Here is a 12,491-nt window from a genome sequence, read left to right on the forward strand (position 1 = left end):
GGGCGCACCGCGGGGCGGGGGGTGGGGCGATGCGCCTCGGGACGAGGTCCGGCACGCACGTGGGCACGGGCCCCGCCGCCGTCCGGCGCCCGGTCCGCGTCGCGGTGATCGTGCGCAGGACGCTGCTGCTGGGATCGGCCCTCGTGGCGTTGCCCACGTGGCGGATCGCGGCGGCCAACCCGTGGAACCTGGACGTGTTCGACCGAGGGATCCTGATCGGCGGGGTGGTTCCGGCCGCGTTCGGATTCTGCCTGATCGGGATCGAGGTCGCGCTCACGTTCCGTGGCTTTTTGGTCCGCGTGGCGGCACTCGGCCTCGCGTTCGTGGCCGGGCTGGTGATGGCCCTCGGCACCGTGGTCGCCGTGCTCACTCGGGACGACCGCCCGGCCGGAGAGGTCGTGGCGATCTCGCCGGACGGCCGGATTCGGGCGGTGCGGGTGGACGAAGCGGCCTCGTACACGATCGAACCGAACTACGACCTGGACATTCGCCTCAGTGCCGGGCTGAACCGGAGCACGAGCATCCTGCGCCAGTGCGAGAGCCGCCGGGCAACGATCACGAGCGTGCGGTTCCTCGACAACCGCACGCTGGAGTACACCCCGTCGCGGGGGGCGCCGGTGCGCGTGAGCTTCGATCGGAACCTGAACACCGACGAGCGCAAGTGCCCGTGAGGGGTGCACGAGGCACCCCGCACGGGCACAGGATGTCGCCGATCAGCCGAACAGGCCCGCGAGGGTCCCCTCGTGGGCGGTGCGCACCTCGCTCAGCGCCACCGTGAAGTGGCCCTGGAAGTCGAGCGTGTCGCCGTCGACCACGCCGATCCGGGCGCACGGCAGACCGCGCACCTTGCACATGTCGCTGAAGCGCAGTTCCTCGCTCCGCGGCACCGCGACGATCGCCCGGCCCGCCGACTCGCTGAACAGCGCGACCGTCGGGTCGAGGTTCTCGGCCAGCACGACCCGGGCACCGTGGCCACCGGCCAGGCACGCCTCGACCAGCGCCTGGGCCAGGCCGCCGTCGGCGAGGTCGTGCGCGGCGTCGATCATGCCGTCCCGCGAACCCGCGATCAGGATCTCGGCGAGCAGCCGCTCGCGCTCCAGGTCGACCCTCGGCGGCAGGCCGCCGAGGTGGTCGTGGGCCACCTGGGCCCACGCCGAGCCGGAGAGCTCCTCGTGCGTGTCGCCCAGGAGCAGGATGATCTGCCCCTCCTCGGCGAAACCGATCGGCGTGCGCCGCTCGACGTCGTCGATCACGCCCAGCACGCCGACCACCGGCGTCGGGTGGATCGCCGTCTCGCCGGTCTGGTTGTAGAACGACACGTTGCCACCGGTCACCGGCGTGCCCAGGATCTGACACGCGTCCGCGAGACCACGCGTGGTCTCGGCGAACTGCCACATCACCGCCGGGTCCTCGGGCGAGCCGAAGTTCAGGCAGTCGGTGACGGCCAGCGGCTTGGCACCGGTGGTGGCCACGTTGCGGTAGGCCTCGGCCAGCGCGAGCTGTGCGCCGGTGTACGGGTCCAGCTTGCAGAAGCGGCCGTTGCCGTCGGTGGCGAGCGCGACGCCCAGGCCGGTCTCCTCGTCGATCCGGACCATGCCGGAGTCCTCCGGCTGGGCCAGCACGGTGTTGCCGAGCACGTACCGGTCGTACTGCGCGGTGACCCACGACTTGTCCGCCAGGTTCGGCGACGCGACGACCTTCAGCAGGGTGGCCTTGAGCTCCTCGGCCGTGCCCGGGCGCGGCAGCCGCTCGGCGGCGTCCGCCTGGAGGGTGTCCTGCCACTGCGGGCGGGCGTACGGGCGCTCGTAGACGGGGCCCTCGTGCGCGACCGTGCGCGGCGGCACGTCGACGATCTGCTCGCCGTGCCAGTAGATCTCCAGCCGGTCGCCCTCGGTGACCTCGCCGACGACGGTGGCGATCACGTCCCACTTGTCGCAGATCTCCATGAAGCGGGCCACGTGGGCCGGCTCCACGACCGCGCACATGCGCTCCTGCGACTCGCTCATCAGGATCTCTTCGGGCGAGAGCGTGTGGTCGCGCAGCGGAACGGTGTCCAGCTCGACCCGCATGCCGCCGGAGCCGGCCGAGGCCAGCTCGGAGGTGGCGCAGGACAGGCCCGCGCCGCCGAGGTCCTGGATGCCCGCGACCAGGTGCTCGCGGAACAGCTCCAGGGTGCACTCGATCAGCAGCTTCTCCTGGAACGGGTCGCCGACCTGGACGGCCGGGCGCTTGGCCGGGCCGGACCCGCCACCATCGTTTTCGGTGAAGGTCTCCGAGGCCAGGACCGAGACGCCGCCGATTCCGTCGCCGCCGGTGCGGGCGCCGTACAGGATCACCAGGTTGCCCGCGCCGGACGCCTGCGCGAGGTGGATGTCCTCGTGCTTCATCACGCCCACGCACAGGGCGTTGACCAGCGGGTTGCCCTGGTAGCAGGGGTCGAAGACGATCTCGCCGCCGATGTTGGGCAGGCCCAGGCAGTTGCCGTAGCCGCCGATGCCCGCGACCACGCCGGGCAGCACGCGCCGGGTGTCGGGGTGCTCGGCCGCACCGAACCGCAGCGGGTCCATCACCGCGACCGGGCGGGCGCCCATCGCCAGGATGTCGCGCACGATGCCACCGATGCCGGTCGCGGCGCCCTGGTAGGGCTCCACGTAGGAGGGGTGGTTGTGCGACTCGACCTTGAAGGTCACCGCGTAGCCCTGGCCGACGTCGACGACGCCGGCGTTCTCGCCGATGCCCACGAGCATCGCGTCGTTCTCGGGCATCTTGTCGCCGAACTGGCGCAGGTGCACCTTGCTCGACTTGTACGAGCAGTGCTCGGACCACATCACCGAGTACATCGCCAGTTCGGACGAGGTCGGCCGGCGGCCGAGGATCTCCCGGATGCGCGCGTACTCGTCCGGCTTGAGGCCGAGTTCGGCGAAGGGCTGCTCGACCTCGGGGTGGTCGAGCGCGTTCTTGACGGTGTCCAGGCTCATCAGGCGTTCACCAGGCGCTTCAGGATCGAGGTGAAGAACGGGAGGCCCTCGGTCGTCGGGCCGGTCAGCGGCTCGACCGCGTGCTCGGGGTGCGGCATCAGGCCGACCACGTTTCCGGCGGCGTTGCTGATGCCGGCGATGTCGCGACGCGATCCGTTCGGGTTGACGTCGAGGTAGCGCGCGATCACGCGGCCCTCGGCCTCCAACATGTCCAGGGTGCGCTCGTCGGCGACGAAACCGCCTTCACCGTTCTTGAGCGGAACGGTGATCTCCTGCCCTTGCGCGAAGTCCGACGTCCATGCGCTGGACACGTTCTCGATGCGCAACTTTTGGTCACGGCAGATGAAGTGCAGGTGGTCGTTGCGGGTGAGCGCGCCCGGCAGCAGGTGGGATTCGCAAAGAATTTGGAAACCGTTGCAGATGCCCAATACCGGAAGGCCGGCCTGTGCCTGCTCGATCACCGATTCCATGACCGGCGAGAAGCGCGAGATCGCGCCGCAACGCAGGTAGTCGCCGTACGAGAATCCACCGGGCAGGACGACCGCGTCGACCTGCTGGAGGTTCTTGTCCTTGTGCCACAGGGCGACCGGCTCGGCACCGGCGATACGCACCGCGCGCCGGGCGTCGCGGTCGTCGAGCGAGCCGGGGAAGGTGACGACGCCGACGCGGATCGTCACTTCCCCTCCTCCGCCTCGACGCGGACCACGAAGTCCTCGATCACGGTGTTGGCGAGGAACGACTCGGCGGCTTCGCGGATGCGGGCGAGGGCGGCCTCGTCGACCGGTCCCTCCAGCTCCAGTTCGAAACGCTTGCCTTGGCGGACGTCGGTGATTCCGTCGAATCCCAGACGCGGCAGCGCGCGCTGCACGGCCTGTCCCTGGGGATCGAGGATTTCCGGCTTGAGCATGACGTCGACGACGACGCGTGCCACAGGCACTCCCACTGTGATGGTTCGGGCCGGTCCGTATCCGGGATACGGGGGTTCGGACCCTGCTGCTGGATCGGGTCGGTCGACGCCGGGACCCGATGGATCGGCGGTATCAGGGTACCGGCCGCCTCCGGGAGACCGCCCCGACGCCAAGTTATCCACAGCTTTGGGGTTGTCCACAGGCAGGTTCGGTGGGTCTCGATGTCAATAAATCGCCTCGAAACGGGCAATGTGCCCTACCTCGCCCCACTCGACCGCGGATGCGATCGAATGTTGTCCACAGGCTGTGGATCCCTGCTCGGCCGACGGACGGACACGCCCACCCGCGCGCGGCGAGAGGAATATCTCGCGTATCGTGAAAACGAATCGCCGACCGGTAAATTAGCGCCTACCGAACCGAAGAACAGCGGACCACACCGCAACGGTTCGCGTTTAGCGCTTAGAATCGGCAATGTAGTTTTGTTTTTCGCCTCGGTGCTATCACCCGAGAGGACACCGCCATGGCCCAGCGTGTAGTCGTCAGCCTGCACGACGACATCGACGGAAGCGAGGCCACGGAAACCATCCGTTTCGGCCTCGACGGCAAGTCGTATGAAATCGACCTTTCGGAAGAGCACGTTCAGCAGATGCGGGATGCCCTGGCTCCTTATCTCGCGGTCGCGCGGCGAACCGCGCGCACGGGAAAGCCGTTCCGTCAGACCACCGTCACCTCCGACCCGGCGGCGGTGCGGGCCTGGGCCCGAGCACGCGGCATGGACGTGCCCGCCCGCGGGCGCATCCCGGCCCGCGTGTACGCGGAATTCGAGGCCGCCAACACCGCCAACTGACGGCACCATCCTCCCGGCATCCGGCGCGATCCACGTCCGGCCGGGCCTTCCGGCCCCCGTCCTGCGCCAGTCGGCAGGACGGGGATCGGGACCCCGCGAAAGAACTTTCCCGGCAAAGCCGGACATCTGTAGCGATCCGACTCCGGAGCGTACTTGGCACCTCCCGGGGTCCTATAGAGTTCTCTTGCACCCGGGAAACCGGGGAACACACGCAGGCGTAGCTCAGTGGTAGAGCGCCCCCTTTCCAAGGGGGAGACGCAGTGTTCGATTCCTGTCGCCTGCTCTGCTCGACCCTTCGACCGAGGTTGGTGGCAACCACCTCCGCGGATCGGGTAGGGTTGGGACACAACGCGGGGCCGAAACCCCGAGTCGTGCGGACGTGGCTCAGTTGGTAGAGCATCACCTTGCCAAGGTGAGGGTCGCGAGTTCGAATCTCGTCGTCCGCTCCATGAGAAGGCCGGATCACCCAGGTGATCCGGCCTTCTTGCTGTGCGCATACGGCAGGTCCCGGGCCTGCGGGACGCACGTGCCCGGGCATCCGGATGCCCGGCCCCGCGGGTGTGCCGGAACACGACACCGCCGGGCCCCGGCAGGGAGCCCGGCGGTGATCGGGTGCGGTGCTCAGGCCCAGCGGCGGCCGGTCAGTCGCTCGTACGCCTCGACGTACTTCTCGTGCGTACGCCGGACGACCTCCTCGGGCAGGGCCGGCGGCGGGGTGTCCGCCGCGCGGTCCCAGCCGGAGTCGGGCGAGGCCAGCCAGTCGCGCACGTACTGCTTGTCGAAGGACGGTTGGGCGTGCCCGGGCTCCCATTCGTCGGCGGGCCAAAAGCGCGACGAGTCGGGCGTGAGCACCTCGTCGGCCAGCACGAGCCGGCCCTCCGGGTCGAGGCCGAACTCGAACTTGGTGTCGGCCAGGATGATCCCGCGCTCGCGGGCGATGTCCCGGGCCCGGCCGTAGACGGCCAGCGTGGCCTGGCGCAGCGTGGTGGCCAGCTCGGCGCCGTGGTGCTCGACGACGTAGTCGTACGACACGTTCTCGTCGTGCTCGCCGACCTCGGCCTTGGTGGCCGGGGTGAAGATCGGCGCGGGCAGTTCGGAGCCGTCGGTCAGGCCCTCGGGCAACGCGATCCCGCACACCGTGCGCGCGTCGCGGTATTCCACCAGGCCGGAACCGGCCAGGTAGCCGCGCGCGACGCACTCGACCGGCACCATGTCCAGGCGCCGGCACACCAGCGCACGGCCGGCCCAGTCGGCGGGGGCACCGGCCGGGACCTCGGTGGAGATCACGTGGTTGGGATACAGGTCCGCGAGCAGTTCGAACCACCACAGCGACATGCTGGTGAGGATCCGACCCTTCTCCGGGATCTCCGGGTCCAGGACCCAGTCGAAGGCCGACATCCGGTTGCTCGCCACCATCACGAGGTTGCCGTCGGTGTCGGTGTACAGATCACGCACCTTGCCGGTGTGGATGTGGGTCAGGCCGGGAACCTCGACCGGCTCGGGCTTGGTGACGAATCCGCTCACTGAAACCAGCACTTTCTCGGGTCGTGGGCTCGCCGCTTCTGCGCCGGGGCGAGGCGAGCCGAGTCTTTCACGACCCCCCTCGGGGCCGGAATGTGCCGGCCCACCGCCGGGGCCTAGGCGGCGGAGCCGCCCGGGTGGACCGGTTCCCGGGTGGGGATGCCGATGCGGGCCAGCCACATGCGCAGCGGGGCGTCGTTGCCCTCGTCGACGGCGCGGGTGATCAGGGTCGCCAGGTCGACCGCCCGGCCGGCTCCGTCGACCAGGACCGGGCCGTCCAGCCAGTCCACCGCCGGCCGCATCCGGCCGGTGTCCAGGGCCGCGCACGCGACCACCGCGAACAGGTGGTCGGCGGCCCTGCGCCGGCCCTCGTCCGGGTCCCGGCGCAGCCCCGCCAGGGCGTCGTCGACCGGGGCCGCGAAGGCCGCCGCCCGGGCCCGCCAGACCGGCTCGATGACCGCCTGCGGGTAGTCCGCCCAGCGGACCGGGTCCGGGGTCGGATTGTCCGCGAAGATGCCCGCCGCCAGGCGGGAGATCTCGCCGTCCATGGCGTCCGGGTCGGTGAGCAGGTCGCTGGCGGGCCGCTCGGTCAGGCGCGCACCGAACGCGTTCGCGAGCTTGTCCCGCCGGGACAGCTCGGTCAGTGCCGACACCACACCCGCCATCAGCGCGTCCGGCCGCCGTCCGATCGTCCAGGCGGGGGCCGCGAGGCGGGTCAGCAGCCGGTCCCAGCCCGCGTAGGCCAGACCGACCTGTTCGTGCGCGGCGGCCCGCAGCTCCGGCTCCAGCGGGATGGCCAGGGCCGCCGCGCCGACCGCGATCTCGCGTTCCATCAGCTCGGCGTGGCCCTGGCACAGGCCCAGCAGTTGGCGGGCGAACGCGCGGGAGACGCGGCGGGCCGGGCGCAGCGGGAGCGGGCCCAGTGAGCGGCGCACGTCGGCGACGGCGTCCAGCCTGCGCACCCAGCGCCGCGCACCCGCGACGGCGGGTTCGGCCGATGCCTCGGTGCCCGCCACGACCGGGGCGAGCAGGGCGCGCAGTTCGCCCTCCCGCAGCCACCACAGGAACGGTGCGCCGATCACCAGCACGGTGCGCCGGGCCCGTCGGGGGTCGGGCTCCAGCCAGCTGTCGCATTCGGGGCACAGCCGGATGCCGTCCGGCATCGGAACGTGCAGCTCCTCGGCCAGTTCGCGGACCATCGTGTGCAGTTCGGGGGCGTCCCGCGGGCTCAGCGTGATCGCCGGGACGCCGGTCCTGCGTACCAGCGCGAGGTCGAGCGCGACCCAGGCGAGCACGGCCACCAGGGCCACCGCCGAGGCGGCGAGCAGCGTTCCCGGCGCACTCGCGCCGAACGTGCGCGAGGCGCCGTACAGCAGCAGGCCGGCGGCCGTGAGCGCGGCAAGGACGGCGCCGTTGCGCACCCACAGCACCGCGCGCGCCCGCGCGCGCGCCTCGGCCAACGCCAGTGGTTCGGCCGACTCGCCCACACGCATCGCCCTCATCCGATCCTGGATCCGGGGATCACTCGTCCGAGTCGTCGGTCACGACCCGCGGTGCTCGCACGATAATGCGACGAGTTCGGGTGTTCAGCCCCTTCGGGCCGAACACCATCCCTGCGAGTGAGATCCGGGGCCGGACGGCTGTGTGTGTTCGAGCCGACCGGTGACGACTGCAAACGGCCGAATTCAGCTGTTCGCGACCCCGCCGGCGACGCTGATCTCGCCCCGGATCGCCTTGGCCGCGATGTCGGTGCGGTGGTGCGAGCCGGGCAGGCCGATCAGCGCGACGCCCTCGTACGCACGTTCGCATGCCTGCTCCAGGGTCGCCCCGGTGCCGATCACCGAGAGCACCCGGCCGCCGGAGGACAACACGTCGCCGGCCTCGCCGCGGCGGGTGCCGCCGTGCAGGACGTAGGTGTGCGGGAGCTTGGCCACCTCGGCCAGGCCCTTGATCGGGTCGCCCGTGCGCGGGGTGGCCGGGTAGTTCTCCGCGGCGATCACGACGGTCACCGCCGCGCCCTCGTGCCAGCGCAGCGGCTCCAGCTCGCCCAGGCGGCCGGTGGCGGACGCGTGCAGCACGCCCGCCAGCGGGGTGGCCAGGCTCGCCAGCACGACCTGGGTCTCCGGGTCGCCGAAGCGGCAGTTGTACTCGATCACGCGCGGGCCGCGCGAGGTCAGCGCCAGACCGATGAACAGCACGCCGGAGAACGGGGTGCCGCGGCGGCGCATCTCGTCCACGGTGGGCTGGGCAACGGTACGCACCAGGTCCTCGGTCAGGCCCTCGGGGGCCCACGGGAGCGGGGTGTAGGCGCCCATGCCGCCGGTGTTGGGGCCGGCGTCCTGGTCGCCGACCCGCTTGAAGTCCTGGGCGGGCTGCAGGGCCACCACGTCGTTGCCGTCGCACAGCACGAACAGCGAGACCTCGGGGCCGTCCAGGAACTCCTCGATCACCACGCGGTCGCAGGACGCGGCGTGCGCGCGGGCGGCCTCGATGTCGTCGGTGACCACGACACCCTTGCCGGCGGCCAGGCCGTCGTCCTTGACCACGTAGGGCGGCCCGAACGCGTCCAGCGCGTGGTCGGCCTCCTCGGGGGTGGTGCACACGTAGCTGCGCGCGGTGGGCACGCCGGCCGCGGCCATCACCTCCTTGGCGAACGCCTTGGAGCCTTCCAGCCGGGCGGCGGTGCCGGACGGGCCGAAGCAGTCGATGCCACGGGCGCGCACGGCGTCCGCGACACCGGCGACCAGCGGCGCCTCGGGGCCGACGACGACGAGGTCGACGCCGAGCCGTTGCGCGAGGTCGGCCACGTCCCCGGCGTTGAGGGCGTCGACCTGGCGCAGCTCGGCCACCTGGGCGATGCCGGCGTTGCCGGGCGCGCAGTAGACGGCGGAGACCGCGGAGTCGAGGGAGAGCGAGCGGCACAGCGCGTGCTCACGGGCACCGCTGCCAATCACGAGGACCTTCACACCGGCAGCCTAGTGCCGTGCGCCGGCAACGTTTGACCCGGCGCGGTGTCCGGTGTGGTGCCTCGGTGTGCCGCCGGAACGTTCTCGTACCGGAGTACTCGGATGTTTCGGCGGGGCGGCGAGGTGCCGTGTCGGGCGCCGCGCCGGGGTGAACCTTGCCGGCGCACGGCACTGATGCCGTGCGGCACGAGCACCGAACTCAGGCGAAGACCACCATCGCGCCCAGGGTCACGCTCTCCTGCGCCGCGGCGTACAGGGTCGCCCACACGAAGCGCTCGCGGGCGAACGGCGCTCCGTCGTAGGTGGGCGTGGGTCGGGGCGGGTCGAGCAGGTCCACCCCGATGTAGGGGGCGAGGTCCTCCAGCTCGCGCAGCATGCCCAGGCTGGAGCCCAGCGGCCCGCCGTCCTCGGGCAGCGGGTCGTCCATCAGCGGCTGCGGGAAGTCGATCGGCAGGTAGGCGCCCGCGTGGTCGTAGTGCCAGACCAGGTGGGAGAACTGGGCGGCGGCCTCGAAGGTCTCCAGGAGCCGGTCGTAGTCCTCGCCCAGCCGCTCCACCGGGGTGACCGGGAACCCCGTGCGGTGCAGCAGATAGGCGCGGCGCAGGTAGTGCAGCGATTCGTGGTCGAACGCGCCGGCCAACCGCACCTCCGCGGTGCCCGGCTGCCACGTGCGCACCGGCACGGCCGGCAGGCCGTTGCCGACGAGCGCGGCGTCGTAGGCGGCCAGTTCGTCGCGGAACGGATTCTCCGGGTTGTGACACAGCGCGTCCACCAGCGGAACGAGCCAGACGTCGCAATCCACGGTGCAGCTCCCGGTCTTGTCGGTGCGGGTGGCGGGTCAGGGCGCCACCGTACCGTCCTGGGGCGGGGCGATCGTCAGCGCGCGTCCGCGAGTTCGCGGGCGAGCCGGCGGCCGACCGAGGTGTAGTCGCGCATCAGGGCCATCGCCGCCTCCGCGTCGCGTCGCGCGACCTTGTCGGCGAGTTCGCGGTAGCGGCCCCAGCCGGACGCGGTCGGCGGGGCGTCGCGCAGGTAGGGAACGATGTACATCCAGGCCTGGACCCGGAGCACGGCGAGCACGTCCGCCAGTCGGCGATTGCCGCTCCAGCGCCCGAGTTCGGCGAAGAAGCGGCGATCGAGCAGGGCCACCTCGGACACGTCGCCGTTCCATCGCGCGGCGTCGAGCCGATCGCCGAGCGCACACAGCGCGGGCATCGCCTCCTCCGGCGCGGTGCGCGCGACCCGGCCGATCAGCGGGACGCCGAGCAGTCGACGGGACTCGACGATCTCGGCGAAGTCGGTCCAGGTGAAGGTGCACACCTGGAAGCCGCGGTGGTGGCCGCCGAGCAGCAGGCCCTGCGCGGCCAGTTGGATCAGCGCCTCCCGTACCGGAGTTGCCGAGACGCCGAAGCGTTGCGCGGTCTCGTTGACGGTGAGCGAGGTACCGGCGGCGAGCCGCCCGGTCACCAGGTCGTCACTGAGCACCTCGGCGATCTCCTGGCGCAGGCTGGTCCGCCGCAACGGGGCGCCTGCGCCGATGGGATCGGCCGAGCCGAAAAGCAGGCCGCCGTCTAAAACACTGCCCTGTGCCGACTGCACGCGGTCTCTTCCCGCCGGCCGTCGGCGCCGTCGCGCCGACGGGCATCCGTCCGATCAAGTCGATCGCGTCGATCATATGAACGGATATCCGATTTGGGGAACAACGTGCCCATCCGATTTGGCCCGCGACGTCGGGAGTTCGACCTCCGGATCCGCGAACGACCGGCCCGCGGAGGCGGAAAGAGCCGTACCCGCACCGGTCGGGGTGCGGGTACGGCTCGTTGCGAAGCTCCGAGCGGGACCGCCCGAACCGGTCGGGCGGATCCGCAGGAGGGGTCAGCGGGTGCTCACGCGCAGAAGGCGTCCGCGACGGTCAGCGCCTCGTCCAGGATGGCCAGGCCCTCCTTGACCTCGCCCTCGGTGCTCGTGCACGGCGGCACCACGTGGGTGCGGTTCATGTTGACGAACGGCCACAGGCCGCGGGCCTTGCACGCCGCGGTGAACTCGTTCATCGGCTGCGCGGCCGGGCCGGCGGCGTTGTAGGCGACCAGCGGCTCGCGGGTCTCCTTGTTCCTGACCAGCTCGATCGCCCAGAACACGCCGAGGCCGCGGACCTCGCCGACGCTCGGGTGCCGCTCGGCCATCGCGCGCAGTTCGGGGCCGATCACGCTCTCGCCGAGCCACTTGGCGTTCTCGACGATCTTCTCCTCGCGCATCGCGGTGATCGTGGCGACTGCGGCGGCGCACGCGAGCGGGTGACCGGAGTAGGTCAGGCCGCCGGGGAAGGGGCGCTCGCGGAAGGTCTCGAAGATGCGGTCGGAGATGATCACGCCGCCGAGCGGGACGTATCCGGAGTTGACGCCCTTCGCGAAGGTGATCAGGTCCGGGGTGATGCCCCAGTTGTCCACCGCGAACCACGCACCGGTGCGGCCGAAGCCGGCCATCACCTCGTCGGCGATGAAGATGATCCCGTACTTGTCGCACAGCGCCCGGACCCCGGCGAGGTAGCCGGCCGGCGGCACCAGGATGCCGGCGGTGCCGACCACGGTCTCCAGCACGATCGCGGCGATCGTCTGGGCACCCTCGAACACGATGGTGTTCTCCAGGTGCGCCAGCGCACGCTCGCACTCCTGCGCCTCGCCGTCCGCGTGGAAGGCGGAGCGGTAGGCGTACGGGCCCCAGAAGTGCACGATGCCGGACACGCCGGTCTCGTTCGGCCAGCGGCGCGGGTCGCCGGTCAGCGCGATCGCGTTGGCGGTGGCGCCGTGGTACGAGCGGTAGGTGGAGAGCACCTTGTGCCGACCGGTGTGCAGGCGCGCCATCCGGATCGCGTTCTCGTTCGCCTCGGCGCCGCCGTTGGTGAAGAAGACCCGGTCGAGGTCGCCGGGCGCGAGCTCGGTGATCAGCCGAGCGGCCTCGCTGCGGGCGTCGTTGGCGAAGGCCGGCTGGATCATGCACAACTTGTCGGCCTGCGCCTTGATCGCCGCGACGACCTTGGGGTGCTGGTGGCCGATGTTGGTGTTGACCAGCTGGGACGCGAAGTCGAGGTATCGGTTGCCCTCGTAGTCCCAGAAGTAGGAACCTTCGGCACCCGCGACCGCCAGCGGGCTGATGAGCCCCTGTGCGGACCAGGAGTGGAAGACGTGGGCGCGGTCGGCGTCGTGGACGGCCTTCCCGGCCGCCGGGTCCAGAGTGCTCATGCGGCCACCCTACGGCCGGACAAACACCGCTC

At 71.2% G+C, this 12,491-nt stretch carries 11 protein-coding genes and 2 tRNA genes; 4 read left to right on the plus strand and 9 right to left on the minus strand.

The features are described from left to right. Nucleotides 1-29 precede the first annotated feature (29 nt). The gene (locus tag ACIBM5_RS39225) at nt 30-671 is read left to right on the plus strand and encodes a hypothetical protein (RefSeq protein WP_396011482.1); all 642 of its coding nucleotides are present in this window, start codon (nt 30-32) and stop codon (nt 669-671) included. Nucleotides 672-713: 42 nt separating this feature from the next. On the opposite strand, the gene purL is transcribed toward ACIBM5_RS39225, so the two are convergent. Genes purL through purS form a run of 3 tightly spaced genes read right to left on the minus strand, consistent with a single transcriptional unit; the run spans nt 714 to nt 3,909 of the window. After that, on the minus strand, nt 714-2,978 hold the full coding sequence (purL, locus tag ACIBM5_RS39230) for a phosphoribosylformylglycinamidine synthase subunit PurL (RefSeq protein ID WP_396011483.1): 2,265 nt from the start codon (nt 2,976-2,978) through the stop codon (nt 714-716). After that, complete coding sequence (gene purQ, locus ACIBM5_RS39235; RefSeq protein ID WP_391589183.1) at nt 2,978-3,655, minus strand: phosphoribosylformylglycinamidine synthase subunit PurQ; 678 nt, start codon at nt 3,653-3,655, stop codon at nt 2,978-2,980. The genes purL and purQ overlap by 1 nt, the downstream gene beginning before the upstream one ends. Next, nucleotides 3,652-3,909, minus strand: a complete 258-nt coding sequence (gene purS, locus ACIBM5_RS39240; protein ID WP_391589184.1) for a phosphoribosylformylglycinamidine synthase subunit PurS — start codon at nt 3,907-3,909, stop codon at nt 3,652-3,654. The genes purQ and purS overlap by 4 nt, the downstream gene beginning before the upstream one ends. 497 nt (nt 3,910-4,406) lie before the next feature. Between purS and ACIBM5_RS39245 the strand changes: the two genes are divergently transcribed. From ACIBM5_RS39245 to ACIBM5_RS39255, 3 genes are all read left to right on the plus strand, one after another. Next, the gene (locus ACIBM5_RS39245) at nt 4,407-4,733 is read left to right on the plus strand and encodes an Lsr2 family protein (protein WP_126636576.1); all 327 of its coding nucleotides are present in this window, start codon (nt 4,407-4,409) and stop codon (nt 4,731-4,733) included. A gap of 211 nt (nt 4,734-4,944) precedes the next feature. Next, a tRNA-Gly gene (locus ACIBM5_RS39250) sits at nt 4,945-5,016 on the plus strand. A 90-nt stretch (nt 5,017-5,106) separates the two neighbouring features. Continuing rightward, a tRNA-Gly gene (locus tag ACIBM5_RS39255) sits at nt 5,107-5,182 on the plus strand. Between the two features lie 172 nt (nt 5,183-5,354). Here ACIBM5_RS39255 and ACIBM5_RS39260 read toward each other — a convergent pair. From ACIBM5_RS39260 to ACIBM5_RS39285, 6 genes are all read right to left on the minus strand, one after another. After that, complete coding sequence (locus tag ACIBM5_RS39260; RefSeq protein WP_396011484.1) at nt 5,355-6,257, minus strand: phosphoribosylaminoimidazolesuccinocarboxamide synthase; 903 nt, start codon at nt 6,255-6,257, stop codon at nt 5,355-5,357. Nucleotides 6,258-6,370: 113 nt separating this feature from the next. After that, entirely contained in the window at nt 6,371-7,756 is a 1,386-nt protein-coding gene (locus tag ACIBM5_RS39265; protein ID WP_396011485.1) for a hypothetical protein, read from the minus strand. A gap of 183 nt (nt 7,757-7,939) precedes the next feature. Continuing rightward, nucleotides 7,940-9,220, minus strand: a complete 1,281-nt coding sequence (gene purD / locus ACIBM5_RS39270) for a phosphoribosylamine--glycine ligase (protein ID WP_391589187.1) — start codon at nt 9,218-9,220, stop codon at nt 7,940-7,942. A gap of 199 nt (nt 9,221-9,419) precedes the next feature. Continuing rightward, nucleotides 9,420-10,022, minus strand: a complete 603-nt coding sequence (locus ACIBM5_RS39275; protein ID WP_391589188.1) for a hypothetical protein — start codon at nt 10,020-10,022, stop codon at nt 9,420-9,422. 74 nt (nt 10,023-10,096) lie between these two features. After that, nucleotides 10,097-10,819, minus strand: a complete 723-nt coding sequence (locus ACIBM5_RS39280; RefSeq protein ID WP_391589189.1) for a GntR family transcriptional regulator — start codon at nt 10,817-10,819, stop codon at nt 10,097-10,099. Between the two features lie 287 nt (nt 10,820-11,106). Next, nucleotides 11,107-12,459 (minus strand): aspartate aminotransferase family protein, encoded by a 1,353-nt coding sequence (locus ACIBM5_RS39285; RefSeq protein WP_396011486.1) that lies wholly within the window; start codon nt 12,457-12,459, stop codon nt 11,107-11,109. Between the last annotated feature and the right edge of the window lie 32 nt (nt 12,460-12,491).

This window comes from Embleya sp. NPDC050493 (assembly GCF_044458105.1).
Taxonomy (GTDB): Bacteria; Actinomycetota; Actinomycetes; order Streptomycetales; family Streptomycetaceae; genus Embleya.